Origin of the sequence: Streptomyces sp. NPDC090445 (genome assembly GCF_044769385.1) — a bacterium.
Lineage (GTDB): Bacteria > Actinomycetota > Actinomycetes > Streptomycetales > Streptomycetaceae > Streptomyces.
In genome coordinates this window covers 1-26,668 of record NZ_JBIVXV010000026.1, presented here as the reverse complement: position 1 = coordinate 26,668, position 26,668 = coordinate 1, and the positions used below count along the sequence as shown (strand labels likewise).

Here is a 26,668-nt window from a genome sequence, read left to right as displayed (position 1 = left end):
CCTTCGGAGCGGTCAGGCCGCGCACACGCGGAATCCCACGTCGTAGCAGGTGTAAAGAAGCAGCGAGTACAGCCTCAGGGTGACCCGCATGGTGGCGGGGTTGCAGTCGTTGAAGAAGGAGCCGCCGCGCACGACACCGAGTTCCCGGGCGCCCTGCCTGGTCTTCAGCAGCTGCGTCCTGTCCGCACGGAAGGGGTACGGGTGCCAGCCCGTCGACACCCATTCCCACACGTTTCCCGCGATGTCGTGCAGGCCGAAGGGGCCGGAGGCCGACGGGTACTTCCCGACCGGGGTCGTGTCGCCGACGAACATGCTGTGGTTGCAGACGTCCGGTGTCGGCTCGTCGTTCCCCCACGCGTACATCCGCCGGTCCGGGCCGCGGGCGGCCTTCTCCCACTCCGCCTCGGTGGGCAGGCGGACGCCCGCCCACGCGCAGAACGCGAGGCAGTCCACCCGGCTCACATGGGTGACCGGATGGTCGTCCTTCGCCGCGATGCCGGAGCCCGGGCCGCGCGGCGTGCTCCATGCGGCGCCCTCGACCTCCAGCCACAGGTCGTCCTGGCCGGGTGTGGTGGTGTCCTCGCCGCCGACCCACACCCAGCTCCGGCCGGCCCGTTCGGCGGTCGACCGGTAGCCGGTCGCCGCGACGAACCGCGAGAAGTCGGCGACCGTCACGGGCGAGCGGGCGATCCGGAACCCCGGCACGTCGACCTCGTGGGCCGGCGAGGCGGGGTCCGGTGTGCCGTCCGGGCGCACACGGTCGAGGCCCATGGTGAAGGGCCCGCCCGGGATCCGGACCCAGTCGAATTCTGTGCGCACGTCGCTTCCCCCCGCATCGGTCATGTCGCCGCCGCCTCCTGTTCCTCGTCCTCTTCGTCCGCGCTCGGCGCACGCACGTCCCGGATGGGGCCGAAGAAGACGAAGACCGCGGACACGGTGGACACCAGCGCACCGAGGAAGATCGTCGTCGGCACGCTCGTCCACACGGCCAGAGCGCCGCCCAGGAGGTAGCCGAGCGGCCGGGGACCCGAGAAGATCATGCGCATCGTCGCGTTCACCCGGCCGAGCAGGTGGTCCGGTGTGACCGTCTGCCGCAAGGTGTACTGGTTGATGTCGTACCAGGCGTTGGTGAAGCCGGCGATCACGTTGATGACGACGATCACGGCGATCGCGGCGCCCATCTGCGACAGCGGGATGAACAGGTACGCCACACCGCCCGCCAGGATCGAGCAGACGAGCGTCGGGCCGAGGCCGAACCGCGCGACCACCCGGGAGATCGTCATGGCCCCCAGCACGTTCGAGACTCCGGTGACCGCCGCGAGCAGACCCACCTGCCACGGCGAGAAGTCCAGCGTCTGGTACAGGAAGACCAGGTACACGGACTGGAAGATCGCGACGCCGAAGTCGAAGGTCGAGTTCGCCACCGCGAGCCGCGCCAGCACCGGGTGCCCGACCACGAACCGGAGCCCCTCGCGGATCTCCGCCAGCATCGTGCGCGCATCGAGCTTCGGCTTGTTCCTGGCTTCCTCCTCCGTCTTCATGAGGAGCAGCGCCACCACGGAGACCGCATAGGACAGGGCGTCGACGAACACCGCCCTGGCCGGACCGATCGCGGCGACCAGCGCGCCGCCGATGGCGGGGCCGGCGGTCTCGGCGACCGAGTCCGTGGCGCTGAGCTTCGCGTTCGCGCCGAGCAGCCCCTTCTCCCCGACGACCTGCGGCACCAGCGACAGGTAGGCGATGTCGAACACCACGGTGAACGTGCCCGTCACGACGGCCGCCAGGTAGATGACCCACATCTCCCGGTATCCGGCGAGGTACGCGAGCACCAGCCCGCCGGAGGCGAGCGCGCGGCCGACGTCGCACACGATCAGCGTCCTGCGCCGGGGCCACCTGTCCACCAGCGTCCCCGCCGGCAGCGCGAACAGCGCGAACGGCACCACTTGGGCGGCACCGATCACGCTGACCTGGAAGGGCGTCGCGTGGTAGACCAGGATGGCGAGCGTGGGGATCGCCAGCATGGAGACCTGGGTGCCGAACTGGCTGACCCCCTGCCCCACCCACAGCTTGAGGAAATCCCCGCCCGAACTCGACTTCACTTGGCAACTCCTGTTGTGGCCTCGGCCGATCGGGCCGACCAGTACTCCCCGACGGTTGCCAGCGGGGCGAAGCCCGCCCGCAGGACTCTGTCGTGGAACGTCTTCAGCTCACCGCCCGCCTCCGCCCGCCAGCGCCGGATCACCAGCTTGCCGAGGCAGTACATGGCGGAGTCGAGGTCGGTCGGGACGATCAGCGCCTCGCGCGTCGCCTCCTGCGGCGCCCACCCGCACACGCGCACGAGGTGTTCCGCCGCCTCCTGGAACTTCCACCGCCGCGAGTGGACGGACAGGAAGATCAGCAGTCGGGACGCGGACACGAGCGCGGTCCGCAGCTGCGCCAGCTCCACGAGGGGGCGCCCGTCGGCCAGCCCGTGTTCGACGGCGAGTTCTTCGGCGTAGTGCGCCCAGCCCTCGGTGAACCCGCTGCTGCGGAAGCAGGTGCGGACGATGCTGCGCGAGCTCTCGCTCGTCCTCGCGTGCAGGTAGTGTCCCGCGAACGTCTCGTGCACGGCGATGACTTCGAGCATCGGCTCGTTGAGGTACTGCCGCCACACCCGTGCGCTCGGGCCGCCCGACGCCAGGTCGGGGTCGGGTACGTACAGCACGTGGGGCCTGCGCACTTCCTCCAGCGGGCCGGAGATCACGATCTCGACGGCGGCCGTGCCGTCGAGCTGCCGCATCCGCCGGATCTCCGGCAGCCCGGTGGGGTCGACCGTCACCAGGTCGGCATCCCGCCAGAAGTCGCGCAGCCGCCGGACGATCGCCTCCGTCGTGTCCAGCACCGGACCGCGCAGTGCCTGCGCACTCAGCAGTTCGGCCACCGTGCCCCCCAGGGCGCGGGACCTCCGGTCCAGCTCGTCCGCACACCGGTCGACCTCGTCGCGCGCCTCGGCCAGCAGTTCCTCGACCGGGGACTCGATGCCTTCCTGGGCGCGCAGCAGGCCGGCGAGGCGTTCCGGGCCGAGCAGCGCGGCGATCGGCTTGGCGTCGGACACCGTCGCGGCATAGCGCCGTAAGGCACGGGCGGCCGCCTCGGCGCCCGGCGCCGCCCGGAGTTCGCCTTCCAGGTACGCGGCGGAGCCCCGGGCCCGTTCCGCCGCGCGCAGCCGCAGCCCCGCGGGCAGCCTGTCGTCCAGCTGCCCGGCGGTGCCGTCGAGGTAGCCGGGCAGTGCGCGCAGGTGCGCGGCCAGCGCCTCGTCCCGCCGCGCGGCCGGCAGGTCCAGGTACACGTCGACGTCGGTCTCCGCGAGCGGTCCCAGCGGATCGGTGTGGGCCGTGCGCAGTTCCTCGGCCCGGAACCGCTCGGCTTCGACCAGTCGTGCCGCGGCACTCAGGTCGGCCCGTTCTTCCGGATCGTCGGAGTCCACCGCGTCCAGCCGTACGGCCAACGACGCCCACGCGGCGGGGCCCGGGCCCGTGCCCGGCAGCACGCCGTCGTATGCGCGCGCACCCGCGAGCCTCGCCTTGTGCGGGTGGCACGCGAACAGCGACGAGACCGCCTCGGACACCGCGCGGGTGTCCGGTTCGGCAGCGGGCAGACCGTACCGGTCGACAGTGAACACCTACGCGTCCTCGTCCTCGTCCTCGTCCTCGTCCTCGTCCTCGAACGCGACCTCGTTGTCGACTTCCTGCAGCATCGTCTGCAGTTCCTCGTTGGACACGGAATCAAGCTGTTCCGCGTCGACAAGCTGGGACAGGATCATCTTCATCCTCCGTATCGGGACAGCTCATGGAAGAAGTCGTCGACGACCACGCCGTCGGCGGTGCGGTCGTAGACGTGCCGCGAGACGACGAGGTCCAGCACGCCGAGCCCGAAGGGCGAGAACACCACGGTGCGGTCCTTCGGCGGGGTGAACGCCCCGGTCAGCACCTCGTGCAGGGTGGCGTGCACGTGGTCGCGGTTGTTCGCGACCTGCTCGGCGAGGTGTACCGAGGTGGAGGCCTTGAGGCAGTGTTCGACGTCGTCCACGACGTTGCAGCTGTCCAGCACGACTCCCGGCGAGAGGTCCCGCAGCGACACGTGCAGCACCAGCGGGTGGTGTGCGAACCATCCGGGGTCCTCGACGTGCGGTGTGCCCGCGGTCGTCGCGAAGAGCAGCAGGTCCGACGTCCGCACCAGGCCTTCCATGTCCTCGTGGACGTTCGTCCGGCCGGCGCCGGCGCGTTCCAGGTGGCCGGCGAAGCCCCGGGCGTGTTCGGCACTGTGGTCGAAGAGGCCGATCTCCTCGAACTCGAACCCGGCCGCCTTGAGGTACGTGTGCACGAACCGGGCGATCAGGCCGGTGCCGACGATGCCGAGCTTCCTGGGTTCCGGGCGGCCCGCGCCCAGCTTGACGGCGGCGAGCGCGGCGGACGCGGCCGTGCGCACCGCGCTGATGATCGAGCCTTCCAGGCACGCCAGCGGGTAGCCGGTCTCCCGGTCGTTCAGCACGACGACCGCGGATGCCCGGGGGATGCCCTTGTCCACGTTCGCGGGAAAGCTGGAGATCCACTTGATGCCGGAGACCGCGACGTCACCGCCCACCGACGACGGCAGCGCGATGATGCGGTTGGCGGGCTCGTCCGGGAACCGCAGGAAGTAGGACGGCGGGTTGACCGTCCCGCCCTCGCCGTGCAGCCGGTAGCCGTGCTCGACGAGGTCGATCAGTTCCCTCTCGCAGCCGTGGACGGCGTCGTGCACCGCCTTGCCGGAGATCACCACGAAGGGCCGCGGTGTGGTGGTGTCAGCCATGCCCTGTCCTTCGATTCGTGCGGAGCGCGGGGCTGCCGGCGCCGAAGCGCTGTGCGACCCACGCATCGTCGTAGACGGTGTCGGCGTACCGGTCGGCGAGGTCGGGCGCGATCGCCACGGCGCGCAGCCTCCGTTGCGGGTCCTTCTCGCCGAGCCAGCGCAGCGCGCCGCTGACGACGGTCCCGGTGGAGCCGCCGAACAGGAACCCGCTGCGGGCCAGCTCGCGGCAGCGCCGCACGGTGTCCTCCTCGGCGACGTGCACGACGTCCGCGAACAGGTCGGGGTCCAGCAGCGGCGGCCGGACACTGGCCCCGAGACCGGGGATGGAACGCGGCCCCGGTGCGCCGCCGAAGCTCACCGAGCCCTCCGCGTCCACCGCGATCACCTTCACCTCCCCGCCGTTGTCCCGGAAGTACCTGGCGCAACCCGTTGCCGTGCCCCCGGTCCCGACGCCGACGAAGAGCGCGTCCAGGTCCGGGAACTCCTTCGCGATCTCGGGCGCCGTGGTCTCGTAGTGCGCGATCCAGTTGGCCGGGTTCGCGTACTGGTTCAGCCACAGGTACCGGGGGTCCTCCTTGCTCCGGGCCCGGACGTAGTCCAGCCGGGTCTGCAGGTACCCGCCGTTCCCGTCCTGTTCGGTGACGACCACCGGTTCGGCGCCGAGCGACCGCAGCAGGTTCAGCGTGCTCGGGTTGCAGCGCGGGTCGGTGACGCAGACGAACCGCAAGCCCTTGCTCGCCGCTATCACCGCGAGCGCGAGGCCGAGGTTCCCGGACGACGATTCGATGAGGATCGAGTCGTCCTTGAGCCGTCCGCTCTGCTCCGCGGCCGCCACCAGCCCGGCCGCGGCGCGCAGCTTCAGGGAGCCCGCAAAGTTGAAGCCCTCGACGCGCAGCTTGAGGTCGTGCCCGAACGCCGGCCGCAGGTCCACGTAGACCTGGTTCTCGAGCGGCTCGTACGGGGCCGTGACGACGCGCAGACCCGCTGTTCCGCCGGCGGCCTCGCTCACACGCTCGCTTCCCGGACGCTCTTGGGCCGCATGTCCGTCCACACGGCTTCGATGTGGTCCAGGCACGCCGCTCGCGACCTGGCCGGCCCGTCCGCGCGCCAGCCGTTCGGCAGCTCGCGGTCCGCGGGCCACAGCGAGTACTGCTCCTCCTCGTTGACCACCACGAAGTACTCGGCGTTCTCGTCGTCGAACATGGTTGATGTCACCCACCCAGAATCGGATTTGTCAGCAGAGGCGTTGTCATGCGGCGGTGCAGGAAGCGGCCAGCAGGTCCAGTCCCTGTTCCAGCTCGTCCACGGTGGTCGTCAGCGGCGGCATGAGCTTCACGACCTGGCCGTGCCTGCCCGCCGTCTCCACCAGCAGGCCGCGTTCGAACGCGGCGGTGCACACCGCACGGGCCTGCTCGCCCGTGGGGAATTCGAGTCCGTTGATGAGTCCGGCGCCCCGGACGCCCCAGGGGGTGCCGGCGGTCAGCTCGGCCAGCCGTTCCCGGACGAGGTCCCCCTTGGCCAGGGTGTCCTTCTCCAGTGTTTCGTCGGCCCAGTACGTCTCGAGTGCCTTGGCCGCGGTGACGAACGCGAGGTTGTTGCCGCGGAAGGTGCCGCTGTGCTCGCCGGGTGACCAGACGTCCAGGTCGGGGCGGATCAGTGTGAGCGCGAGCGGCAGCCCGTAGCCGCCGATGGACTTGGACAGGCAGACGATGTCCGGCACGACGCCGTCGGCGGACTCGAAGCTGAAGAACGGGCCGGTGCGGCCGCAGCCGACCTGGACGTCGTCGACGATCAGCAGCACGCCGTGCTCGCGGCACAGCGCCGACAACCCGCGCAGCCACTCGGCGGGTCCGACGTTGACGCCGCCCTCGCCCTGCACGGTCTCGACGATCACCGCCGCCGGCCGCTTCTCGGCGAACACCTCGGCGAGCCCGTCCAGCTCGCCGTGCACCAGCGGCACCTGCCCTTGCCTGGCCGGCGAGGCGCCGTGGGCCGACCGGCTGATCGGGTTGTCGCTCACCGTCATGGCGCCGAGGCTCATGCCGTGGAAGGAGTTCTCGAACCCGAGCACGAGATGTCGCCCGGTGAATTTCCGGGCCAGTTCGAGTGCGGACTCGACGGTGGCCGCGCCGGTCGGGGCGGTGAACTGGACGCGGTAGTCGAGGCCGCGCGGTCCGAGCAGGTAGCGGGTGAGCGCCTCCAGCAGAGCCCGCTTGGCGGACGTGCTCATGTCGAGGGAGTGCACCACGCGGTTGTCGGTGATGTAGTCGAGCAGTCCGTCCTTGAGGAGTGGATTGTTGTGCCCGTAGTTGACACCCCCTGCGCCCGCGAAGAAATCGAGATACCGGTTGCCGCTCTCATCGGTGATCCAACTTCCCTCGGCCCGGTCGAAAACCACGGGCCAGGTCCGGCAATAACTCCGGACGGCCGATTCGACAGCGTCAAAAATTGCGATCATCCCCCAGATCCCCGACTCGCATTTCCGATGGGCATGCCACACGTGAGCTTGCCCGCCGCCGTCTTCGGCATGCTAGGCACAGTGAAGTCCGCCCAGTCAACGGGGTAACTCCAGCCATACAAGCCCCACTTGACCACTACAGTCACTTCCGTCGCCGTGGCCGACGGATCGCCCCGCGACGGCGGAGTGAACGGCCGGCCACCCTGGTCAGGGGGTTCGCGGAATGAAAATCGCACCCCGGTGGGGGTGTCTGCCGCAGCGTCCGCCCCGGACGCCCGTGGAATCCCCGCCGGGGGGCGAAAACCACGGGGCGGCTCACCCCCGGCCGGCGCGCGGAGGCCAGGCGGCAGAAGACGAACACCGAAACGGGCGCGTCGCGAAGCCGGTGATCATCTCGGTGAGAACGGAGCCGATCCGGCCCCGCAGAGCCATAGGGGCAACTTCAAGCCAATATCGGTGTCCAATGCGTTGCGTGCGTGCGTCCGTCCTGTCCTCGGGGCAGCGTCCCTCGGCCCCGGTCGCACAGACGGGGTGACCTCAGGAGTGGAGCACGGTGCAGTTGACGGTGGTCCCGTTGGCCGCCTTGACGACGTACTTGCTCCCGCTGAGGCCGCCGACGTCGAACCTTCCCTCCTTCGTGGGGACGGTGCCCGAGGCGGATCCGGTGTAGGTCACCGTTCCGCTGGGGAACCCTTCACCCCACAGGTGGTACTTGCCGGCCGAGTCCACTTCGACTTTGCACGTCGCGGCGGACGCGACCCCGGGCGCGGCCGTGGTCGAGGCGTGTGCGGCGACCGCGGGGCCCACCGCGAGCGCAGGGGCGACCAGGAGCGTGAGTGCTGCAAGACGACGTGTCCGGTTCATCATTCAACCTGCCTTGGGCGTTGGCGGTGCGGCCGGTGGGGCGTGACGGCTCCGGTACCCGCGGCAGCGGCCGCACAGGACTCCGGGGGAAGGTCTCGCAGGACTCCGGGGAGGTCTCGCACCGTTACGCCGTGCGCATGTCGCCCCACATGGATCGCGCTTCGGTCCGGTCGCCGGCGCAGTCCGTGAGGCCTGATGCCGTTTTCATCCTATCGTTCGGCTTGTCACACGGCATCCCGCGGCCTGTTGACGGATGGATGAGTACGGGTACTCAGGCCATGGCGAACCTCTTGCTGCAGGCTGAGGGCATGCACCAGCGTGAATGGAAGCCCGCCGACCACCGGCTCGGCGTTGAACGTGCCGGTATCGCCCTCCTGGCCGTGGTCGCAGCACTCTTCGCCGCAGGAGCCATCGCCGTGGTCTCCGTGATCACGGCCTACGCCCTCGCCTGAGCCAGGCCCCCTTCCGGGGCGATCGCGTTCACCGGGTGTCGGGCTGCGCGACGTCTCCGGGTGCCCCCGCGCCCGTGCCGTCTTTCTTTCGCGGGCGCCCTGGTGTGCGCGCGTAGGCCTGCTGCCATTCGTCGGCCGCCCGGACCATGGCCCGGCCGACGTGCTCGAAGAAGTCGCCGATGTCCTGCAGGCGTGTCCCGGCAGGAGTGGTCGCGCCGAGGAGCCGGGCGCCCTGCCGGGTGAAGTCGGCCAGCATGGTGTTCTGGCGGGCGCTGGCCATCCAGCCGCGGAACCAGGCGTCGGAGTCGATGACGTACCGGTCGCGCCGTCGGCGGGGGTCGCGTTCGCGCCTGATGAGTTCCTGCTGTTCGAGTTCACCGACGGCCTTGGAGACGGAGGCGGGGCTGACCCGCAGGCGCTGTGCGAGCTCGGCGGCGGTCAGGCTGCCGTCGTCGGTGACGTACAGGCAGGTCAGCACGCGGGCCGTCATCCGCGGTAGACCCGTGCCGACCATCATCGCGGTGAACTGCTCCTCCAACTGCCGAACGGCCTCGGGATCGCGCCCGTGGGGAGCGGTGGCGGAGGCCGGCGCGGAAGGGTCGGGGGTCCCGTCCGGTTTGCGGCGGCGCGCCCGCCCCTGGGTCGCCCGGTGCGCCGCGTCGGCCCGGTAGCCGTCGGGGCCGCCGTTGCGGGCCACTTCCCTGGTCACCGTGGAGATGGGTCGGTCCAGGCGCCCCGCGATCTCGGTGTAGGTGAGCCCCTCCGACAGCCCCTCTGCGATGGCGTGCCGGTCCTGGTGGGTCAGCCTGCCTCCGGGCATCGGCGTCGCCTCCTCATCCTCGTCGTCGTCTTCGTCTTCGTCTTCGTCGTCGTCATGACTTCCGGTGGGGCCACTATTGCGTTCAGAGACACCTCATTGCAAGTACTTGCCGGCCACTTTTACCTTCAGCTTCATTGCCATTGCAAGATGAGACCGACTCCCACCTGCATATTTAAGGATTGACGGTGCGATTCAATTGACGAATCAGTGAAAGCAATTTAGCTTTCAGCCATCCGCAAACCAGCGGAGCCTTCTGCACCACCCCGCACGCCGACCCTCCGAAAGGACGCATGACATGACCAGCTCCTTCTCCGCCAAGGCCGGGCTACTCCTCACCTCGATGGCGCTGGCCGGCGGTGCCCTGGCCACCCCTGCGGCGGCCGCTCCGTCCCCTTCCGGCCATGCCGCGGTGCAGCGGGCCCTCGACGACGCCGTGGTCGAGGGCGGTGCTCCGGGCATCGTCGCCGAGGTCGGCGACAGCCGCGGGAGGTGGTTCGGCTCGGCGGGCGCGTCCGACACCGCAACCGGGCAGAAGCGCGGGCCGTCCGAGCAGTTCCGGATCGGGAGCGCCACCAAGGCCTTCACTGCCGCCGTGGTCCTGCGTCTGGTGGCCGAGGGCAAGCTGGGCCTGGACGACACGGTGGAGCAGTGGCTCCCCGGCCTGGTCGCGGGCAACGGCTACGACGGCCGTGAGATCACCGTGCGGCAGCTGCTCAACCACACCAGCGGTGTCTTCAACTACGGCAACGATGCGGAGTTCTTCAAGAAGGGCGTCGGCGCGGAGTGGTTCCGCAACCGCCATGCGACCTACACGCCCGAGCAGCTGGTCAGGATCGGCCTGGCCAACCCGCCGCTCTTCGCCCCCGGCAAGGCCTTCCTCTACTCCAACACCAACTACATCCTGGCCGCGATGATCGTCGAGAAGGCCACGGGCCTGACCTTCGGCGCGGAGCTCGACCGGCTGGTCCTCAGGCCGCTCAGACTGCACCACACGTATCTGCCGGACACCGAGCCGGCGATCCGCGGCCGGCACCCCCGGCACTACTCCACCCTCTTCTCCACCGACGACCGGCCCGCGATCCACGACGCGACCGAGATGAACCAGTCCTTCGCCTGGGCCGCCGGCGCCGTCGTCTCGACCACCGGCGACCTGCAGCGGTTCTTCGGCGCGCTGCTCGGCGGACGCCTGCTGCCCGCCGAGCAGCAGCGGGAGATGTTCACCACCGTCGAGACCGAAGGCCCCGTCCCGTGGATCCCCGGCACGCGCTACGGCCTCGGCGTGTTCTCCCGGACGCTGCCGTGCGGCGCCACGCTCTGGGGCAACGCGGGGGCGACGTACGGCTCATGGACGTACGCCATGGGGTCCCGCGACGGCAAGCACCTGCTCACCAGCCAGGTCAACGGCGACTGGAGCGGCCTCGGCGTCTTCGAAGCCCTGCTCACCGCCGAGTTCTGCCCGACCGGGTCCCGGTAGGAACCGCCGGCGTCGCGCAGTGTCGTGTCCGTCGGACGGTGACAGGACAACGACAGATTTCTGACACCACTGCTTGAAAACCTTCGGGGGTCGAGGCGAGAAGGGCCTCACCGCAGAACCGAAGGAGAACACCATGACCAGGAGCGTCCGCCGTCTCGCCGCCAAGGCCGTCGAGGCCGTGCTGCCGCAGACCACCGCCTCGGCCGGCTGCGCCAAGGAGTGCTGGAGGGTGATGAAGACGTCCGGCAAGCAGGTGTACGGGCAGTGGTGCTGCATCTGGGAGGACTGCCGCATGCGCTGCAACTAGAACCGCCCAGGGGCCGCAGGCCCCCGGACTGTCCACATCAGCGTGCCTTCGGCTGCCGCGTCCCACGGGCGCGGCAGCCGAGCCCGGCTTCCAGGCGAAACCATGACCCGTGCCCTCCTCTTCGGCCAACTCGTGCTCGCATCGGTGTTCGCTGTCTCAGCGGTGCCCAAGGCCCGCGGCTTCGCCGCCTTCCGTGCTCATGTGGAGACGACCGTGCTCCTGCCGCGCGGCGTCGCCGGGCTCGTGTCCGCCGTCGCGTTGGCGGCCGAAGTCCTCGCCGCGGCCGCGCTCCTGCATCCCGGCACGGCACGGGCGGGATCCGCACTGGCGCTCGTCCTGCTCGCCGGGTTCACCGTGTACCTCGCCCGGCTGATCGCCCAGGGCAGCGGAGCGCCCTGCGGATGCGCGGGAAGCAGCGATGATCAGGCCGCCTCCGGCGTCCACCTCCTGCGCAACGGCCTCCTGCTGGCACTCGCCACCGCCCTGCTCGCCGCCTCGTTGGCCGGGGCTGACTCCGCACCGCGGGCCGTGGAGTACGCGGTGCTGGCCGCACCGGCCGCAGTCACCGGCGCGGTGCTGCTCTACCTGCCCGATGTTCTGACGTTCTTCCGGACCTCCTTGCGCCCGGGTTCTTGAAAGGTGCGTCCCGTGCTGACTTCTGTGACCCTCCTCGCGCTGCTCCTCGCCTCCGCGAGCTGCGCTCTCTCCCTGGCCGTCGCCCTGCGGGTGAAGAAGCTCCTGGACCCGATGGTCCAGGAAGGCCTGCTGGGCCGGAGGCGGCCGGACGTCGTTCCGGTCGGAGCCGTGGTCCCGGCCCGACCGGCGCTCACCGATGTGAGCGGTGACCGTGTCGAGCTGCCGACGGACCCCGAGGACGGACCCTGGATCCTCACCTTCCAGGCGGTCGGCTGTGCCGGCTGCAAGGAGCAGCTGCCCGACTACCGCCGCTACCTGCAGAGCACCGGGCTGCCCCGGCACCGGGTGGTCTCGGTGATCCACGGTGATGCCTCCGAGGCAGAGCTCTACCGCGAGCAGCTGGGTGACCTCGCCACCCTGGTGCCCGCCGACGGTCCCGGGCCGGCCGCCGACCTCGTCGCGGATCTGGGGGTCAGCATCTTCCCCACCTACCTGGTCGTCTCTCCGGAAGGCACCGTGCTCCGCTCGGAGGTGAGTTCCGCCCGGCTGCGCCAGGCGGGCAGCCTGTCGGGAACCGGTACGCGGCCCGCCGCCACCGCCGTCGGCCTGTGAGCCCCGTATGTTCCGTCCGAACCCCGAAACAGAGCCACAGCCCGCGGACGCTCCCGGCAGCCGGCCCCGCCGCCCCGACCGGCGCCGAGTGCGCACCCTCGCGGCAGCCTTCGGGCTGGCCTTCGCGGCCGCGCCCGCACTCGTCCCCGTCCATGCCGTCCTCGTGCTCCTGTCGGGCACCTTCCCCGTCGTCACCGGCTGGGCGACCAAGCTGACTTTGGACGCCCTGGCGGAGGACGACGGCCTCGCCGCCGCGGCCGTCCCCGTCCTGTGCCTGGCAGCCGCAGGCATTGTGCAGTCAGCCACCCCGCACGTCCTCGGCTATCTGCGCGCCGAGCTCAACCGGTCCATCGGCATGCTCGCCCAGCACCGTCTGTTCACCGCCGTGGGCAGGATCGTGGGGCTCGGGCCCTTCGAGGACCCGGTCTTCCTCGACCGTCTCAGGCTGGCCAAGCAGTCGGGGCGCCACTCGCCGGGCGCGGCCACCGACGGCTTGCTCGCCGCTGTCGGCGCGGCGGTCACCCTCCTCGGCTTCGTGGCGTCGCTCGCCGTCATAGCCCCGGTCATGGCCGTCTTCGTCCTCGTCTTCAGCATCCCGGTCCTGGTGGCTGAGGTGCTGCTCGCGCGGCGCCGGGCAGGTGCCATGTGGGCCGTCGGCCCGGCGGAACGCCGAGAGCTGTTCTACGACCAGCTTCTGACGAGCGAGGCGGCGGTGAAGGAGATCCGCCTGCTCGGTATCGGCGACTTCTTCCTCAAGCGCATGCGCGCCGAGCGCCGGACCGCCGACGCCGGCATCCGGCGGGAGGACCGGCGCGAGGTGTACACCCAGTCGGCTCTGGCGGTCCTCGCCGCATGCGTGGCCGGTGCCGGGATGCTGTGGGCGGTGCGCTCCGCCGTGGCCGGGACCCTGTCCGTCGGCGACGTGGCCATCTTCATGGCGGCCGTCGCGGGCGTGCAGAGCGCATCGGCTCATCTGGCCGGCGAAGTCGGCAAGACGCACCAGGCGGTGGTGCTCCTCGATCACTACCGGGTCGTCACCACGGCCGAACCGGATCTTCCCGTTCTCGCGGCCCCCCGGGCCCTGCCCCGCCTGTCGCGCGGCATCGAGTTCCGCAATGTTTCGTTCCGCTACTCCCCGGAGCACCCGTGGGCGCTGCGCGACGTCAACCTCACCATCCCCTTCGGCCGTGCCGTCGCTCTCGTCGGACTCAACGGTGCGGGGAAGTCCACGCTCGTCAAACTGCTCTGCCGGTTCTACGACCCCACCGAAGGCCGGATCCTGTGGGACGGAGTGGACCTCCGCGACGTCGATCCCGCCGCCCTGCGCGAGCAGCTCGGAGCTGTCTTCCAGGACTTCATGCACTACGACCTGACCGCCCACGAGGCCATCGGGCTCGGCGACCTTCCCGCCCTGGACGAGCGCCCGCGTGTCGAAGCGGCGGCCCGCAGGGCCGGCGTCCACCAGACGCTCCGCGCCCTGCCCCACGGCTACGACACCCTCCTGACCCGCACCTTCTTCGCCGGCCAGGACCTCGACGAGGACGAGGCGCAGACCGGGGTGATGCTCTCCGGCGGTCAGAGCCAACGCCTCGCGCTCGCCCGTGCCTTCCTGCGCGAGGACCGCGACCTGCTCATCCTCGACGAGCCGTCGTCGGGTCTCGACGCCGAAGCCGAGTACGAGATCCACACGGCCCTGACCCGGTTGCGCGGCGGCCGGACCAGCGTGTTGATCTCGCACCGCCTCGGAGCCGTACGCGAGGCCGACCACATAGTCGTCCTGGCCGGCGGGCGCGTCGCGGAGGTAGGGACCCACGCCGATCTGATGGCCCGCGGTGGCCCCTACGCCCGCTTGTTCACCCTCCAGGCATCCGGCTACCGACCCCAGGAACTGCCCGTATGACCGTCCTCCGTACGACACCCGTGTGCGCCGCGGCGGCGCTCGCCGCCGCAGCGGTGGTCGCGGTGGGCCTGCGCCGGCTGCGTCGACGCCTCGTCGTCGTCACCGTCCAGGGCCTGAGCATGCAGCCCACCTACCAGCCCGGGGACCGGGTCCTGGTCAGACGCGGCCACGTCCCCGGGCGCGGCGGGATCATCGTCGTGGAACGCCCGGCGGCCGACGAACCGCACTGGGCGGGACCTGCTGCGGGCCTCGGCTGCCCGACGGGCGGTGTCGACGCCCGGGCATGGCTGATCAAGCGGGTGGCCGCGGTGCCGGGAGATCCCACCCCGGCACCGCAGGCGGCAACGGCTGCTTGCACGGCGCCGCAGGTACCCGCCGACGCGCTCTACCTCCTCGGCGACCACGCCCGGGTCAGCTTCGACTCCCGCCAGTTCGGATTCTTCCCCTGCGACCGGGTCCTGGGCAGCGTCCTGCGAAAGCTCTGACCCCGTGTCACTGCGTGGAACCGCGGCCGTCGGCACTCAGGACGGAATCACGGCGCAGCACAAGATCGTGCAGATCGCGCAGCGCCGGCCCCGGTTCCTGGCCGAGCTGGTCGACGAGCAGGCCTCGGATCAACCGGTAGCGGCCGAGAGCATCCCCCTGTCTGCCCGACAGGTACAACGCACGGATCAGTGTCTCCGCCACCGCCTCGTCCAGCGGGTGCCGGTCCGCGAGCTCCAAAAGCGTGGCCAGAACCTCCGCGCACCGGCCCGACGCCAGCGCCAGCTGCGCGTGCTGGAGGCGCGCCGTCAGCAGCTCCAGTTCCATCGACCATCGGACCCGATCGGCCCAGGGCGAGCTCAGGTCGGCCAGCGGCACACCGTGGGCCGACCTGAGCGCTTCGTCGAACAGCTCGTACGCCTCCTCGGGCCGACCGGCGCGCCGAGCGGACCGGCCCGCCCGGACGAGCTGCCTCAGCCCGTGCAGATCCACCTGGCCGGGGTCGGCGACGAGCATGTAGCCGCCGTCGCGGCGCACCAGCGAGCAGCCCGGATCCTGCCGCCCGGAGTCGGCGGTCCCCATCAGGCGACGCAGTCGGCTCGCCCACGTGTACAGGGTCGCCCGGGGGTCCTTGGGGTGGTCCTCACCCCAGATCTGCGCGATGGCTTCGTCGTCGGAGACGAAGGAGTTGGGCTTCCATGCGAGCAGGGCCAGCAGATGGCGCATTTTGGTGGAGGGAAGCAGACGGAGCGTTCCCGACTGCCCTGTGGAGACCCGGACCGGGCCCAGGAGCTGAATGTGCAAGGTGATCCCCCATGACGAGCGAAATACTGGAGTACTGGCACGCAGGCGGGTCCGCACGGTGACGTCCAGCTCGGCGCCGGGCCGGCAAGGTCCGGTGACACCGGCAGAGAGCTGGGAGGTGTGGACCTTCCGGAGAAGACAACCGCTGGTCAGGCGGAAGCCCGTCCGAGGGCCTGCTCAGAAGGAACCCTGCCGCCCGCGGCAGGTTCGTGCCAGGTGGCGGCGGTGGCACAGTGTTCTCGTGACACATTCGTGCCACGAGAACACTGTGGTCTCCGCCCGGGCCGCGCCGAGCCGCCCGGCCCGGCGCGGCCCGGCCCCGGCGCGGTGCGGCCCCGGCGCGGCCCGGCCCCCGGAGCCTTTCGGCCAACGCGTCTACAGGACACCCAGTTCGGCTGCGCGCTGCCCGAGCTGGAACCGGCTGGTCGCTCCCAGCCGCTTCGACAGCTCTGTGATCATCCGCCGCTCCGTACGCAGCGAGACTCCGAGCCTTCGCGCCGCGGCCTCGTCGGTCAGCCCCTCGGCAAGCAGCTGGAGCAGCGCCACCTCCTGCCGCCCCACCGTGTCGGCCGACACCGGCACCACCGCCTCTCCCAGCGGCTGAGCCCTCGCCCACACCTGGTCGAAGAGGGCACACAGGCCGGCCAGCGCCCCGGCCTCCCGGATGACGACGGCTCCCTGGGAGGAGTCAGCCGGATCCAGGGGGAGGAGCACCACCTCCCGGTCCACGATCTGCATCCGCATGGGCAGCGAGGGAACGGTCCTCGACTCGCCCCCCATGGACGCCATCCGGGCGATGTGCTCCCGGCTCCCGGGGTCGTTCGCAACGCTGTCGAGGTAGACGGTCTGCACCCGTACGCCCCGCGCCAGCAGCGCCTCGGACAGAGGCCGGCTGGCGGCGCGGTTGGCCGGCGTCTGCGCACCGCCGGGCGCGAACGCGTGCGTCTCGCGGCGGGCGCGGAAGGCCAGTTCCTCCAGCCTGACGCGGATGGCGTCCAACCCCACCACCCGCTCGACACCACCGGCGTTCTGGCCGGCCTGCAGCGAGGCGTAGTTCGACAGCATGGCCGCCATGGCGGTGCGGCTCTCCTCGATCTCCTTCTGCCTGCGGGCGAACTCCGCCTGCTGCCGGGCGAGCATCGTGTCCACAGCGATCTCCGGCGGTACCGGCCGAAGCGCCTCCGGATCGTTCAACGACGACCTCAGAAACGCGAGATCCGCCAGCCGGTCCCGTGTCGCCACGACCGAAGCCCTGTCCATCCCCAATGCGACGGAGAGCTCGGCCACCCCCCACCCCGGGTTCTCCAGCATCATCCTGTAAACGGACTCACTCTCCCGGTCAAGCCCCAGTGCCCCGTACACCAAGCTCCCCTTCGTTGCACGGTATGCCGTTGCACATTCAAGCCGAGGCCGGAAACTGCCACGGCATCGAGGCATCCGCAGTCGGCTCCGAAATCCTCCACGCCGATCCGAAAGAAGCGTGAAAGCCCCGCGACAGGCCCCCTGACCAGCATGGAGTCACGCCGGACCGACGGCGTACGACCGAAGGAGACCGCCATGAACGAGACGTCCCGCGACGAGTCCGTCAGCCAGGGGGCAGCCGCCGAGCACCCGGAGCCGGGGACCATCGAGATCCGCCTGCTCGACAAGATCGAGACCATTCAGAACAAGGCCAACGAGACCTGATCGCGGCAGGCCCGTTCTCTGTGGCGGAACGGGTCACCCGTTCCGCCACATCCCGCTCGAAGGGTGATGCACCGGTGATGCACCAATGAGACGGCCCAGGGTGAAAACCGAACACCTGGCGCACCAGCTCGATGACGGAACCGTCCGCATCGGCGGCGAGCTGTACGGGATCTCCGCGGAGATCGCGGATCCGAACGGTTGGGCGTGGAGCGCCCTGCGGCTGATGGACGGCGAGAACCCTCCCGACCGGATCGAGGCCCAGGTCGCCGCTCTCCACCCCGACCTGGGGACGGCCGGTGCGCGACGGCTGGTGACCGCCCTCCTGGACTCCGGCTACGTGGAAGACGCCGCGGCCGGCCCCGCCGCCCTGCCCCCGGCCGAAGCCGCACGCTACAGCCGCAACCACGCCTACTTCAGGCGGGTCGACCTCAGACCGCGCAACGATCCGTGGGAGAACCAGCGGGCACTGGGGCGGGCGCGGGTACTCGTCGTGGGCCTGGGCGGAACGGGCTCCCACGCGGCGTGGGCGCTGGCCGCAGCCGGCGTGGGCTCGCTGACGTGCGTCGACGCGGACGTGGTCGAGGAGTCCAACCTGACCCGGCAGGTGCTGTACACCGAGTCGGACATCGGCCGCCCCAAGGCCGAAGCCGCCGCCGACCGCCTGACTGCCGTCAATTCGGCAGGAACGTACACCGCGGTCCGGCGCCACGTGGACGCCGCCCCGGAACTCGAAGAACTGCTGCAAGGGTGCGACGCCCTCGCCCTCTGTGCCGACGAGCCCCGCGTGGACGTACTGGCCCACTGGGCCAACGAGGTCTGCACCCGCCTCCGAGTCCCGTGGGTCTCGGCCGGCTACAACGGCCCGCTCGTGGCCGTCGGTACGTACGGGCCGGACGGACCGTGCTACCTGTGCGTGGCAGCCGGGGAGGAGGCCCGGCTCAAGCCCGGCGCCCACCCGAGGATGGGAGGCAAGGGCGTCCTCGCCCCCGTCGCGGGCATCTCCGGACAGCTGATCGCCTACGAAGTCATCGCGCTCCTCACGGGAATCAACCGGGAACCGCTCGGCTACGTGCGCGGCATGAACCTGATAGCCCCGGACCAGCACGTCCACGTCCGACACCCCTCACGGCCCGACTGCCCCGTGTGCGGGCGATGAACCGGAACGGCATCGTCCTTCCCGTCCTGGAGATGCGCCCGCACGGCCACGAATGGCTCGTCGGGCGCCAGGACACGGGGGCGGCCATAGCCCTCCCCCCGGAAGGGCTCGACGCACTCCTCCTGCTGGCCGCCGGCTGCCCGCCGGACGAGGCCCGCTCCGCGCTGCGCCACACCGCCGGCCGCGACCTGGACGTGCAGGCGTTCGCGGAGGGACTGGGTGCGGCAGGCCTCGCCGACACCGTCGGAAGCAGGCGGTACGACCACCGGCCGGTACGGGAAACCCTTCCGGCCGTGCGGCGCCGGCACCTCCGCTGGACCGTGCACCCCGCACTGCACGCGGTGCTGTTGCTGCTCGCCCTCTGCGGTCCCGTGGTCGCCGTGGCCGAGCCGAGCGCACGGCCCGCGTGGAGCGACCTGCTCGCACCGCAGTACGGAACCGTCACCCTGGCCATGCAGGCGATCACGACATGGACACTGATCCTCCTGCACGAACTGGCCCATCTGTTCACCGCACGAGCCGTCGGGGTGCGAGGACGGCTGAGCCTGGGCACACGGCTCCAGTTCCTCGTGGCACAGACAGAGGTCTCGGGCATCTGGCTCAAGGGACGCCGCGAACGCCTCACCGTCTACCTCTCGGGGCTCGTACTGGACGCCGCGATCGCGGGCGCGTGTCTGATCGCCAGAGCAGCCGGAGCAGACGATCCGGTCCTGTCGGTGGCCGTGCTCACACTGATGTACTCGTCAGCCGTGCAGTGCCTCGTGTTCATGCGCACCGACCTCTACTTCGTCCTTCAAGACCTGTCGGGCAGCCACAACCTGTACGCCGAGGCGACCGCGCTGCTGCGCCGTTCCTCCTCGGCGAAGCACCGCGCCTCCGGCGTCGGCGTGCACGTCTACGCCCTGCTCGTGGTGGTCGGGTCCACGGCATGCGTCATCTTCGGACTGGCGATGCTGCACGAGGTGACCCTGCCGCTCGCGGGCCGGTCGATCGAGGCCCTCGCCCATGGGGAAGGGCTGCCCGAGCGGGCCGACGCACTCGCCACGCTGGCCGTGCTGCTGTTCGTACAGGGTCTCTGGGCCCGGGCGTGGTGGCACAAACACCGCCAGAAAATCCGCAGCTGGTGCACCCGCCGCAGGCGGCATACGCACCGGTCGGACAGATGAGTGCCTGGAGATCGAGAACGGGTGGAAATACAACGGCGCCCCCGCACAGCAGCGGACATGCGTGCCCGGTGCGAGTGGGGCCCGTGCGCTAGCACGCGGGGGACGAGCCCTTCTGGCCGGTGAGGTCGCGGTTGTACAGCCACCCGGTGGTGTTCGTGCCGTCCACGCGCACGTACGTCCACTGGTTTCCGTACTGGTTGACGATGTAGCAGTGGTACCAGAGCTTCGTGCCGTTCTTGACGAGGGCGCCGGCGGTGCAGTTCTGGTACGGCGCGGCCAGCAGGTGGTGGTCGCCGGAGATGTAGCCGTACGTGCCCGGCTTCGGGTCCTTGTGGGTCCAGCCGGCGCAGCCCGTCGGTACGGGGCCCGGCTGGGCCGGGGCAGCCGAGGACGCCTTCGGGGAGGGCGTTGCCGTGCCCGGCTTCTTCGAGGCAGTGGCGGACGGCTTGGCCTGGGTCCCGGAGGGGGAAGGGCCCGGGCCGGCTGTGTCCGGCAGGTCGCCGGACGCCTGCGGTGCGGGCTCGGCCGCCGGCGGCGTCACCGACGCCCGGGGCTGGTTCCCGCCGCCCCCGCTGGTCACGGCGTACGTGACGCCTCCCGCGGCGAGGACGGCGGCCACCGCCACGGCGATCGCTACCCGGCTGCGGCGGCGTGCCCGGGCCGTGGCCGCCTCCTCGGTGGTGCGTACGGCGGTGGGCGGCTGGCCCGACGGCCCGCCCTGCAGAGGGAATCCGGGGTACGGAGCCGGGGCGTGAGGCGGCTGCTGAAACGATACGGCGGCGGGTGGCGGGCCGAAGCCGGGAGACGGCCCGGCGACGGGCCCGGCGGCCGGCGCCGCAGCGGCGGCAGGGGCAGCGGCAACCGGTACGGCGGCAGGGGCGGCGGAGGGCGCGGCGGCGGCGGAGGGTGGAGCGGCGGCGGAGGGTGGGGCGGTGGCCGGAGCCGTGGGGGTGGGCGCGGCGGCGACCGGAGCCGGTGGCACGGCCGGAGCCGGCTGCCGCGGGTCCTCCCCGGCGGCGGCGGCGCCGGACGCCACCTGCTCCAGCATCGCGCGGGCCTGGTCGGCGGTGGGCCGGTTCTCCGGCTCCTTCGCCATCAGGGCCGACAGCACCGGCCCGAGCGGCCCCGCCCGCCGGGGCTCGGGCAGCGGTTCGGCGACGATGGCGGACAGCGTCGACCACACGGAGGTCCGGCGGAACGGCGAGACGCCCTCCACCGCCGCGTACAGGGTCATCCCCAGCGACCAGATGTCCGAGGCGGGTCCGGGTTCCCGGCCCTGGGCGCGCTCCGGCGGCAAGTAGTCGAGCGAGCCGACGATTTCGCCCTTGCGGGTGAGCTTCGCCAGCTCCTCGTCGTCGGCAGCCTGCATGCTGGCGATGCCGAAGTCGGTAAGCACGACCCGGCCGCCGCGCTCCAGCAGCACGTTGCCCGGCTTCACGTCCCGGTGCAGGACGCCCGCTCGGTGCGCGGCGTCGAGCGCGTCCATCAGCCTGGCGCCGATGGCGGCGGCCTCGTACGGGTCCAGCGCGCCGCGCTCGGCCACGACTCGGTCGAGCGAAGGCCCGTCGACGAGCTCCATCACGATGACCGGTCGGCCCTGCTCCTCGGTCACGTCGTGCACGGTGACCACGCCGGTGTGCCGGATGCGCGCGGCGGCCTGTGCCTCGCGCCGCATCCGGTTCCGCAGGTCGGCCTGTTCGGCGGGGGTGGCATCGGTGTAAGCGCGCAGCAGCTTGACGGCGACCTCCCGGCCCAACACCTCGTCGACCGCCCGCGCGACCACGCCCATGCCGCCGCGGCCGACCACCTCGGTCACCCGGTAGCGCCCCCCGAGTGCCCTGCCGACCAGGCCTCCGTCGTTCGCCTGCTCCGATGGCACCGGCACCGCCCGCTCCGTTCCTCACCGGCCGTCCGTCGACAGCCTGCCGGGGCCCAAGCGTAAGGGCATGGCCACGCCAGGGTTTCACCCGCCCGCTGACAGCGCCTCAGCCGGGGCCGCTCCGGGGCGGCTCGGAGGTGGCGTCCTCGTACGGGACCCGCCCGGTGCCGCCCGGTGCCGCCCAGGGTGATCAGCGCCAGTGGTCCCCGGCAGCGCAGGCAGCCGTGGTCGGGTCGGCCGAGGCCGGGCGGGCGGCCGGGCGGGCGGGCGGGCGGGCGGGCGAGGACTTCGTGCCGGGGACGGTGTACCGGGCCGCCGGAAGCACCCGGCTGCTTCCCCGGCTTCTCCCCCGGCTGCTCAAGGTCAGCCCCCGCGGGGCCGTACCGCACCCTCCGCCGGTGTAGCGGCGTCAGACGGCAGGCGTCAGGCGTCTCGTGTCGCGATTGGCTTGTGCGGGTGGCTGCTGATGGCCTTGATCGACCGGATCGCCGCTCTGGCGGCATCCGGCCCGGTGCGGGCCCGTACTCACAGTTGTCAGGCGGGGGTGCGCAGTCCCGCCAGGAGCCGGTCGAGCGCCTGCTCCGCGGCGTGCGGGTCCCCGCCTCGCGCGATCCAGAGCGCGGCCTCGTTCATCGCCCCCGAGAGCAGCCTGGACAGGGCCTCCACCGGCTCGTCGGCGATGACCCCGGCTGCGGCGAGCGCCGCCAGGACCTCTGCGAGGTGCCGGGCGGAGGACTCCTCGTCCAAGGCCCGCCACTCGTCCCAGCCCAGCACGGTCGGCGCGTCGACCAGCAGGATCTGTCGCACCGCCGGGTCGGTTCCCGCGGCCAGGAAGGCCCGGCAGCCGGCCCGGAGCTGCTCCCAGAGGTCCTCGTGCTGCTCGGCCGCGGCCGCGACCTGCTCGCCCAGTTCCTGCTGGATCTCGGCGACGACGGCCCGGAAGAGGCCCGCTTTGCTGTCGAAGTGGTGGTAGGCGGCCCCTTTGGTGACCCCGGCGGCCCGCGCCACCTCGGACAGCACGACGTTGTGGTATCCGTCGGCGGCGAACTGCCGCCGTCCTTCGGCCAGCAGCGCCCGCCGCGTGGCCGCTCGCTGCTCCGCCCGGTTGACCGCCATTACGCGCACCGCCCTTCCCTTTTCGCATACCCGGGGTATGCTAACGCGACAGTTCGCATACCCGGAGTACGCGAAAAGGAAGGGCCCTCCTCTGCCATGACGAACGACATCACGACAGGACCCGCGACCAAGCTCGGCGGCTTCTACCCGGTGCTCGCCACCCGGGACGTGGCGGCCTCCCGCGACTTCTACACCCGCCACCTCGGGTTCGAGGTGACCTTCGAGTCGGACTGGTACGTCAGCCTGCGCCGGCCCGACGCCCCGCAGTACGAGCTGGCCCTCCTCGACCACGCCCACCCGACCGTCCCCGAGGGTCACCGGGTCGCGCTCCGGGGCGGCCTGCTGCTGAACTTCGAGGTGGACGACGTGGACTCCGAGCACCAGCGGCTCGTGGCGGGGGCCGGCCTGCCCGAGGTACTGCCACTGCGCACGGAGGAGTTCGGCCAGCGCCACTTCATCGTCGCCGCACCCGACGGTGTGCTGATCGACGTCATCACCGTCGTCCCGCCCAGCGAGGAGTACGCCGCCCACTACGCCAACGCCTGAAACCCCGGTGGCGAGCGAGCGCCACTCGCCGAAGGGACGGCGCCTCAGCGCCTGGACGGGGGTGGCGATTCCGCGTCGGCAGGCCTGCGGGACCGGAGGGCGGCGAGGCCGAAGGCCAGTCCTCCGGCGATGAACCAGGGGTTCCAGAGGGTCAGCGTCCAGGCCCGCTGCCCCGCGCTCACGGAGGTGTCCAGGTGCGTTGCGTCGGTCAGCAGCAGCACCTCGACACCGATGCCGCGGGCCAGCAGGAGGGCGCTGACGCCCCAGCCCAGCCACCGTGCCAGCAGAGCGGGAACGCCCCGGAGCCTGGACCGGGCGAGCAGCCACGCCAGCAGTGCGCCGAGGAGGCAGAGCCCGCCCACCCCCCACAAGCCGGCCACGACGAACCACAGCGGGCGCTCGGCGGCCAACGGACCGGCGGAGATGCTCAACCCCACATCACCGCCGACGGCCCAGTAGAAGTGCAGCCCGGCGAACGCGGCCGCCCACACGCACGCGATACGCCCCCACAGCATGGACGGCTCTGCGACCGCCCCCTCCGGTTCGCGCTTCACCGCCGGCCGCCTTCAAGGGCATCGCACCTGTCAGCGCGCGGGGCAGCCGCTGCCCGCGGCAACACGATGAACGCGGTGCCCTCGGTCAGGTCGATGCTGGAGCGAGGCGGCGCGCCGTCGCTCTCGTCGTCCCGCTGCAGGAGTTCCACCCGCCGCTGCTCCAGCTCTGCCGCCTTGTTCCCGTTCACGACCGCCGTGAATTCGTCGAAGACCGTGTTCGACAACGACCGCCCCGTGCGCCTGCGCAGCCACGGCATCAAGCCCAGCCCCGTGAACCATCGCCACGCGCTCTCCACCAGGGCGAACAAGACCAGCAGACACACGAACGCCGGGAACGACATGAGCCACAGCGTCACAGATGGCCCCTCATCGTCCGCGTCCGCACACACGGTTGGCTGCGGGCCGTGCGCACTTCCCGGAGCGGCACAGGCCGCTCGGGCCGCCCGGTCCCCTCGACCGCCGCCGTTGGGCTCGCCTCGCTGATTTCCACGGGTTCACTGTTCCGGATCCGCAGCGCGCAGGAATCGGGCCGGGGCATGATCCGCCTCCCCCGTGCGGGGGAGGCTCTTCGACTGGCCCACCACACCGGCCCTCACACCCGGCGAGTTCGTCATGCGTACCGGTGGCCATGCCGACGCCGGATCCAGCCCAGGGCCGAGCCGATGGCCAACAGCCCGACCAGGACCCGGATGGCCCACTCCGGCGGTGCCTCGGGGTGTGCCCCGGGTGGTGCGGTCTCCCTCACCGTCGTGTCCTCCACGTTCACGTCAGACCCTTCCCCCAGCGCAGCGCTTCCAGCAATACGTCCAGGAATCTTAATGGGACATGCATGTCCTAAAATTGGAGAGCCAAGCTCCAAGATGGATGATGATCTGCTACGTTCAGGACATGAGCAGTGCAGCTGTGGAATCCGGAACGCGGAGTCGGACGCGTCGCGCCATCCTGGGCGCGGCCGCGGAGGTGCTGGCCCGGGACCGTGCCGCAACGCTCGCCGACATTGCCAAGGCCGCTCAGGTCGGGCGCAGTACGCTGCACCGCTATTTCCCCGACCGGGAGGTGCTGGTCAGGGCGGCCGTCGCCGATGCCTATGTGGTGATCCGGGAGTCGGTCCTGGGTGCGGCGGTGGACGAGGGGCCGCCTCTGGAGGCGATGCGTCGGCTGGTCGCGGCGATGGTCGGTGCGGGGGATCGGCTGTTGTTCCTGTACGGCGACTCCACCGTCCTCGAGGGCTTCGAGGCGGGTGGCGAGCCGGATTCCGTGGACCGGATGGTGGGCGATCTGATCGCGCGCGGCCAGGCGGAGGGGGTGTTCGACCCGGATGTCGCGGTGCAGTGGATCCAGGGAACGTTGTGGGCGCTCGTCTACGCCGGCTGTGACTCGGCGAGTCGCGGTGTCCTGCCGCGGCACGGTGTCGCCGCAGCGGTCGTCCGCACGCTCGAGAACGGCATCCGAGGGAAGAGCTGAAGGGGACGTGGTGTGTGATGACGGTCCTGGTGACCGGTGCGACCGGGAACATGGGACGGCGCGTGGTCGGACGACTGCTGGAGGCCGGTGAGAGCGTACGCGCGCTGACGCGCAGGCCGGACGGTGCCGGGCTGCCCGCCGGGGCCCGGGTCGTCGCGGGTGACCTGGCTCAGCCTCGCACGCTGGCGGACGCCCTGGCGGGGGTGGAGAAGATGTTCCTGTTCCCCGTCCCGGAGACGGCGCAGGAGGTCGTGGACCTGGCGGTGAGGGCGGGGGTGCGCCGTGTCGTGGTGCTCTCGTCCGCGACCGTCACCGCCGGCTGGGACACCGAGTACCACCTGCCCGTCGAACGGGCCGTGGAGGCCTCCGGCCTGGAGTGGACCCATGTCCGGCCCGGCGAGTTCGCCGTCAACTCCCTGCACATGTGGGGTCCGTCGATCCGTGCCCGGCGCACCGTCGTCGAGCCGTACCCCGGCCGGCTCAGCACCCCGGTCCACGAGTGGGACATCGCCGATGTCGCCGCTGCCGCGCTGGCCGAGGACCGGCACGTCAACACCGCCTACACGCTGGCCGGCCCGCAGACGCTCAGCCAGCGCGAGCAGGTGGCGGCCATCGCCGAAGCCCTCGGCGAGGAGATCCGGCTGGAGGAGGCCACCGTCGCCGAGGCCCGTGCCTTCTACCACCGGCAGGGCGGCTGGGCCGCGGCGAACGCCGACTTCCTCCTCGGCTACGAGGACTACTCCGGAGTCGAGTCGACCCCCGACGAACCCGCCGCCCAGGAAGGCGCCGAACCCCCGCAGGCCCCCGGGACGGTCACCGCCGACGCGGTCACCGGCAGGCCCCCGCGCCCGTACACCGAATGGGCCCGCGACCACACCGCCGACTTCCGCTGACCCGCCCCGCGTACGGTGCCCGGCGGTTCAGCCGTCGAGGAGTTCGGCGAGGGCCTCGGCCGGGTCGTGGTGCGGTGCGGCGGCCGGCCACCACCGGCCGTCCCGCTGCCGGTAGGGGTACCAGCGGCCGTCCCGGCCGTAGCGGAGCTGGAGCCCGCTGCCGGCCGGCGTGAAGCGGTTGTCCCGCACCTCCAGCTCGGGCAGTTCGTCCTGCTCCCAGCCCGCGGTGAGCACGGTGCGGGCCCGGGCGGTGTCCTGCTTCGGCGGCGTCCAGGCCTCCTCCAGCACGTCCAGCCCGGCGCTCCCGCCCAGCCGCCACGCCTCGGCCGCCCGGTCCAGCCGGTCCGGGCTGCCGCAGGCCTCCCGCAGGCGGGCCAGGACCCGCCCCCGGGCGGGCCGCCGCGATCCGTACGCAGTCCCGCCAGAGGTCGAGCGGTGCCGGCGGCTCGGCGGTGAAACCGTGGGTGTAGGCGCAATACCAGTGACTTAAGAATCCCGGGTGCGTGGGACCTTCACAGGTGGGTTGATCGGGGCCGTTTTGTGGTGCGGGGCGATGGCTACGGCCTCG

The 26,668-nt window shown here is 71.4% G+C and carries 31 protein-coding genes; 14 read left to right on the top strand and 17 right to left on the bottom strand.

Annotated features, from left to right (window positions below):
* Positions 1 to 12: 12 nt before the first annotated feature.
* The 9 genes from ACIQUT_RS32220 to ACIQUT_RS32180 all read right to left on the bottom strand — a co-directional run bounded on the left by ACIQUT_RS32220 (position 13) and on the right by ACIQUT_RS32180 (position 8,152).
* Complete coding sequence (locus ACIQUT_RS32220) at positions 13 to 843, bottom strand: formylglycine-generating enzyme family protein (RefSeq protein ID WP_403568157.1); 831 nt, start codon at positions 841 to 843, stop codon at positions 13 to 15.
* Positions 840 to 2,099 carry an MFS transporter gene (locus tag ACIQUT_RS32215; protein ID WP_403568155.1) on the bottom strand — a complete coding sequence of 420 codons (1,260 nt, stop codon included), beginning with the start codon at positions 2,097 to 2,099 and terminating at the stop codon, positions 840 to 842. The genes ACIQUT_RS32220 and ACIQUT_RS32215 overlap by 4 nt, the downstream gene beginning before the upstream one ends.
* Positions 2,096 to 3,661, bottom strand: coding sequence for a DUF885 family protein (locus ACIQUT_RS32210; RefSeq protein WP_403568153.1), 1,566 nt, complete (start codon positions 3,659 to 3,661; stop codon positions 2,096 to 2,098). The genes ACIQUT_RS32215 and ACIQUT_RS32210 overlap by 4 nt, the downstream gene beginning before the upstream one ends.
* The gene (locus ACIQUT_RS32205; RefSeq protein WP_403568151.1) at positions 3,662 to 3,802 is read right to left on the bottom strand and encodes a hypothetical protein; all 141 of its coding nucleotides are present in this window, start codon (positions 3,800 to 3,802) and stop codon (positions 3,662 to 3,664) included. It lies immediately after the preceding gene.
* 2 nt (positions 3,803 to 3,804) lie between these two features.
* Positions 3,805 to 4,830 (bottom strand): 2,3-diaminopropionate biosynthesis protein SbnB, encoded by a 1,026-nt coding sequence (gene sbnB / locus ACIQUT_RS32200; protein WP_403568149.1) that lies wholly within the window; start codon positions 4,828 to 4,830, stop codon positions 3,805 to 3,807.
* Entirely contained in the window at positions 4,823 to 5,839 is a 1,017-nt protein-coding gene (sbnA, locus tag ACIQUT_RS32195; protein ID WP_403568147.1) for a 2,3-diaminopropionate biosynthesis protein SbnA, read from the bottom strand. The genes sbnB and sbnA overlap by 8 nt, the downstream gene beginning before the upstream one ends.
* Positions 5,836 to 6,045 (bottom strand): MbtH family protein, encoded by a 210-nt coding sequence (locus ACIQUT_RS32190; protein WP_403568145.1) that lies wholly within the window; start codon positions 6,043 to 6,045, stop codon positions 5,836 to 5,838. The genes sbnA and ACIQUT_RS32190 overlap by 4 nt, the downstream gene beginning before the upstream one ends.
* Positions 6,046 to 6,079: 34 nt before the next feature.
* Positions 6,080 to 7,288, bottom strand: a complete 1,209-nt coding sequence (locus tag ACIQUT_RS32185; protein ID WP_403568143.1) for an aspartate aminotransferase family protein — start codon at positions 7,286 to 7,288, stop codon at positions 6,080 to 6,082.
* A 537-nt stretch (positions 7,289 to 7,825) separates the two neighbouring features.
* Complete coding sequence (locus ACIQUT_RS32180) at positions 7,826 to 8,152, bottom strand: hypothetical protein (protein WP_403568141.1); 327 nt, start codon at positions 8,150 to 8,152, stop codon at positions 7,826 to 7,828.
* Positions 8,153 to 8,460: 308 nt separating this feature from the next.
* Here ACIQUT_RS32180 and ACIQUT_RS32175 point away from each other — a divergent pair, with 308 nt between their 5' ends.
* Positions 8,461 to 8,604, top strand: a complete 144-nt coding sequence (locus ACIQUT_RS32175; RefSeq protein ID WP_403568139.1) for a hypothetical protein — start codon at positions 8,461 to 8,463, stop codon at positions 8,602 to 8,604.
* Positions 8,605 to 8,632: 28 nt separating this feature from the next.
* Here ACIQUT_RS32175 and ACIQUT_RS32170 read toward each other — a convergent pair whose 3' ends face one another.
* Positions 8,633 to 9,424, bottom strand: a complete 792-nt coding sequence (locus ACIQUT_RS32170) for a MarR family transcriptional regulator (protein WP_403568137.1) — start codon at positions 9,422 to 9,424, stop codon at positions 8,633 to 8,635.
* A gap of 295 nt (positions 9,425 to 9,719) precedes the next feature.
* On the opposite strand from ACIQUT_RS32170, the gene ACIQUT_RS32165 reads away from it, so the two are divergent.
* The 6 genes from ACIQUT_RS32165 (at position 9,720) to ACIQUT_RS32140 (ending at position 14,838) form a co-directional block, all read left to right on the top strand.
* Positions 9,720 to 10,898 carry a serine hydrolase domain-containing protein gene (locus ACIQUT_RS32165; protein WP_403568135.1) on the top strand — a complete coding sequence of 393 codons (1,179 nt, stop codon included), beginning with the start codon at positions 9,720 to 9,722 and terminating at the stop codon, positions 10,896 to 10,898.
* A 133-nt stretch (positions 10,899 to 11,031) separates the two neighbouring features.
* Positions 11,032 to 11,205: a hypothetical protein gene (locus ACIQUT_RS32160; RefSeq protein ID WP_403568134.1), complete on the top strand. Its 174-nt coding sequence runs from the start codon at positions 11,032 to 11,034 to the stop codon at positions 11,203 to 11,205.
* A gap of 102 nt (positions 11,206 to 11,307) precedes the next feature.
* Complete coding sequence (locus ACIQUT_RS32155; RefSeq protein WP_403568132.1) at positions 11,308 to 11,841, top strand: MauE/DoxX family redox-associated membrane protein; 534 nt, start codon at positions 11,308 to 11,310, stop codon at positions 11,839 to 11,841.
* A 12-nt stretch (positions 11,842 to 11,853) separates the two neighbouring features.
* Positions 11,854 to 12,453 (top strand): TlpA family protein disulfide reductase, encoded by a 600-nt coding sequence (locus tag ACIQUT_RS32150; protein WP_403568130.1) that lies wholly within the window; start codon positions 11,854 to 11,856, stop codon positions 12,451 to 12,453.
* Between the two features lie 88 nt (positions 12,454 to 12,541).
* The gene (locus ACIQUT_RS32145) at positions 12,542 to 14,353 is read left to right on the top strand and encodes an ABC transporter ATP-binding protein (RefSeq protein WP_403568128.1); all 1,812 of its coding nucleotides are present in this window, start codon (positions 12,542 to 12,544) and stop codon (positions 14,351 to 14,353) included.
* Entirely contained in the window at positions 14,350 to 14,838 is a 489-nt protein-coding gene (locus ACIQUT_RS32140; RefSeq protein WP_403568127.1) for a S26 family signal peptidase, read from the top strand. The genes ACIQUT_RS32145 and ACIQUT_RS32140 overlap by 4 nt, the downstream gene beginning before the upstream one ends.
* A gap of 7 nt (positions 14,839 to 14,845) precedes the next feature.
* On the opposite strand, the gene ACIQUT_RS32135 is transcribed toward ACIQUT_RS32140, so the two are convergent.
* Together ACIQUT_RS32135 and ACIQUT_RS32130 are read right to left on the bottom strand one after the other, a co-directional pair.
* Positions 14,846 to 15,562, bottom strand: coding sequence for a BTAD domain-containing putative transcriptional regulator (locus tag ACIQUT_RS32135; protein WP_403568125.1), 717 nt, complete (start codon positions 15,560 to 15,562; stop codon positions 14,846 to 14,848).
* Positions 15,563 to 16,015: 453 nt separating this feature from the next.
* Entirely contained in the window at positions 16,016 to 16,789 is a 774-nt protein-coding gene (locus ACIQUT_RS32130; RefSeq protein WP_403568123.1) for a helix-turn-helix transcriptional regulator, read from the bottom strand.
* Positions 16,790 to 17,197: 408 nt separating this feature from the next.
* Between ACIQUT_RS32130 and ACIQUT_RS32125 the strand changes: the two genes are divergently transcribed.
* The 3 genes from ACIQUT_RS32125 (at position 17,198) to ACIQUT_RS32115 (ending at position 19,648) form a co-directional block, all read left to right on the top strand.
* Positions 17,198 to 17,326, top strand: coding sequence for a hypothetical protein (locus ACIQUT_RS32125; RefSeq protein ID WP_403568121.1), 129 nt, complete (start codon positions 17,198 to 17,200; stop codon positions 17,324 to 17,326).
* Positions 17,327 to 17,426: 100 nt separating this feature from the next.
* Entirely contained in the window at positions 17,427 to 18,482 is a 1,056-nt protein-coding gene (locus ACIQUT_RS32120; RefSeq protein ID WP_403568120.1) for a HesA/MoeB/ThiF family protein, read from the top strand.
* Positions 18,479 to 19,648, top strand: a complete 1,170-nt coding sequence (locus tag ACIQUT_RS32115) for a hypothetical protein (protein ID WP_403568118.1) — start codon at positions 18,479 to 18,481, stop codon at positions 19,646 to 19,648. Before ACIQUT_RS32120 ends, ACIQUT_RS32115 begins: the two co-directional genes overlap by 4 nt.
* 88 nt (positions 19,649 to 19,736) lie before the next feature.
* Here ACIQUT_RS32115 and ACIQUT_RS32110 read toward each other — a convergent pair whose 3' ends face one another.
* The gene (locus tag ACIQUT_RS32110) at positions 19,737 to 21,533 is read right to left on the bottom strand and encodes a protein kinase (RefSeq protein ID WP_403568117.1); all 1,797 of its coding nucleotides are present in this window, start codon (positions 21,531 to 21,533) and stop codon (positions 19,737 to 19,739) included.
* Positions 21,534 to 21,664: 131 nt separating this feature from the next.
* On the opposite strand from ACIQUT_RS32110, the gene ACIQUT_RS32105 reads away from it, so the two are divergent.
* Positions 21,665 to 21,931: a hypothetical protein gene (locus tag ACIQUT_RS32105; RefSeq protein ID WP_403568115.1), complete on the top strand. Its 267-nt coding sequence runs from the start codon at positions 21,665 to 21,667 to the stop codon at positions 21,929 to 21,931.
* 130 nt (positions 21,932 to 22,061) lie between these two features.
* On the opposite strand, the gene ACIQUT_RS32100 is transcribed toward ACIQUT_RS32105, so the two are convergent.
* Positions 22,062 to 22,643: a TetR/AcrR family transcriptional regulator gene (locus ACIQUT_RS32100; RefSeq protein WP_403568265.1), complete on the bottom strand. Its 582-nt coding sequence runs from the start codon at positions 22,641 to 22,643 to the stop codon at positions 22,062 to 22,064.
* 96 nt (positions 22,644 to 22,739) lie between these two features.
* Between ACIQUT_RS32100 and ACIQUT_RS32095 the strand changes: the two genes are divergently transcribed.
* On the top strand, positions 22,740 to 23,189 hold the full coding sequence (locus tag ACIQUT_RS32095; RefSeq protein WP_403568113.1) for a VOC family protein: 450 nt from the start codon (positions 22,740 to 22,742) through the stop codon (positions 23,187 to 23,189).
* A 44-nt stretch (positions 23,190 to 23,233) separates the two neighbouring features.
* Here the strand turns inward: ACIQUT_RS32095 and ACIQUT_RS32090 are convergent, their stop codons facing one another.
* Complete coding sequence (locus tag ACIQUT_RS32090) at positions 23,234 to 23,743, bottom strand: DUF3995 domain-containing protein (RefSeq protein ID WP_403568112.1); 510 nt, start codon at positions 23,741 to 23,743, stop codon at positions 23,234 to 23,236.
* Complete coding sequence (locus tag ACIQUT_RS32085; protein ID WP_403568110.1) at positions 23,740 to 24,099, bottom strand: DUF6191 domain-containing protein; 360 nt, start codon at positions 24,097 to 24,099, stop codon at positions 23,740 to 23,742. The genes ACIQUT_RS32090 and ACIQUT_RS32085 overlap by 4 nt, the downstream gene beginning before the upstream one ends.
* Before the next feature lie 532 nt (positions 24,100 to 24,631).
* On the opposite strand from ACIQUT_RS32085, the gene ACIQUT_RS32080 reads away from it, so the two are divergent.
* Positions 24,632 to 25,207 (top strand): TetR/AcrR family transcriptional regulator, encoded by a 576-nt coding sequence (locus ACIQUT_RS32080; RefSeq protein WP_403568108.1) that lies wholly within the window; start codon positions 24,632 to 24,634, stop codon positions 25,205 to 25,207.
* Positions 25,208 to 25,224: 17 nt separating this feature from the next.
* The gene (locus ACIQUT_RS32075; RefSeq protein ID WP_403568106.1) at positions 25,225 to 26,100 is read left to right on the top strand and encodes an SDR family oxidoreductase; all 876 of its coding nucleotides are present in this window, start codon (positions 25,225 to 25,227) and stop codon (positions 26,098 to 26,100) included.
* Between the two features lie 27 nt (positions 26,101 to 26,127).
* Here the strand turns inward: ACIQUT_RS32075 and ACIQUT_RS32070 are convergent, their stop codons facing one another.
* Complete coding sequence (locus tag ACIQUT_RS32070) at positions 26,128 to 26,388, bottom strand: hypothetical protein (RefSeq protein ID WP_403568104.1); 261 nt, start codon at positions 26,386 to 26,388, stop codon at positions 26,128 to 26,130.
* Positions 26,389 to 26,668 lie beyond the last annotated feature (280 nt).

Coding starts and splice junctions, on each gene's coding strand:
- ACIQUT_RS32220 (WP_403568157.1), bottom strand. CDS start 843: ATGACCGATGCGGGGGGAAGCGACGTGCGCACAGAATTCGACTGGGTC.
- ACIQUT_RS32205 (WP_403568151.1), bottom strand. CDS start 3,802: ATGATCCTGTCCCAGCTTGTCGACGCGGAACAGCTTGATTCCGTGTCC.
- sbnB (WP_403568149.1), bottom strand. CDS start 4,830: ATGGCTGACACCACCACACCGCGGCCCTTCGTGGTGATCTCCGGCAAG.
- ACIQUT_RS32185 (WP_403568143.1), bottom strand. CDS start 7,288: ATGATCGCAATTTTTGACGCTGTCGAATCGGCCGTCCGGAGTTATTGC.
- ACIQUT_RS32180 (WP_403568141.1), bottom strand. CDS start 8,152: ATGAACCGGACACGTCGTCTTGCAGCACTCACGCTCCTGGTCGCCCCT.
- ACIQUT_RS32175 (WP_403568139.1), top strand. CDS start 8,461: ATGCACCAGCGTGAATGGAAGCCCGCCGACCACCGGCTCGGCGTTGAA.
- ACIQUT_RS32170 (WP_403568137.1), bottom strand. CDS start 9,424: ATGCCCGGAGGCAGGCTGACCCACCAGGACCGGCACGCCATCGCAGAG.
- ACIQUT_RS32165 (WP_403568135.1), top strand. CDS start 9,720: ATGACCAGCTCCTTCTCCGCCAAGGCCGGGCTACTCCTCACCTCGATG.
- ACIQUT_RS32160 (WP_403568134.1), top strand. CDS start 11,032: ATGACCAGGAGCGTCCGCCGTCTCGCCGCCAAGGCCGTCGAGGCCGTG.
- ACIQUT_RS32155 (WP_403568132.1), top strand. CDS start 11,308: ATGACCCGTGCCCTCCTCTTCGGCCAACTCGTGCTCGCATCGGTGTTC.
- ACIQUT_RS32140 (WP_403568127.1), top strand. CDS start 14,350: ATGACCGTCCTCCGTACGACACCCGTGTGCGCCGCGGCGGCGCTCGCC.
- ACIQUT_RS32135 (WP_403568125.1), bottom strand. CDS start 15,562: ATGCGCCATCTGCTGGCCCTGCTCGCATGGAAGCCCAACTCCTTCGTC.
- ACIQUT_RS32125 (WP_403568121.1), top strand. CDS start 17,198: ATGAACGAGACGTCCCGCGACGAGTCCGTCAGCCAGGGGGCAGCCGCC.
- ACIQUT_RS32115 (WP_403568118.1), top strand. CDS start 18,479: ATGAACCGGAACGGCATCGTCCTTCCCGTCCTGGAGATGCGCCCGCAC.
- ACIQUT_RS32100 (WP_403568265.1), bottom strand. CDS start 22,643: ATGGCGGTCAACCGGGCGGAGCAGCGAGCGGCCACGCGGCGGGCGCTG.
- ACIQUT_RS32095 (WP_403568113.1), top strand. CDS start 22,740: ATGACGAACGACATCACGACAGGACCCGCGACCAAGCTCGGCGGCTTC.
- ACIQUT_RS32080 (WP_403568108.1), top strand. CDS start 24,632: ATGAGCAGTGCAGCTGTGGAATCCGGAACGCGGAGTCGGACGCGTCGC.
- ACIQUT_RS32075 (WP_403568106.1), top strand. CDS start 25,225: ATGACGGTCCTGGTGACCGGTGCGACCGGGAACATGGGACGGCGCGTG.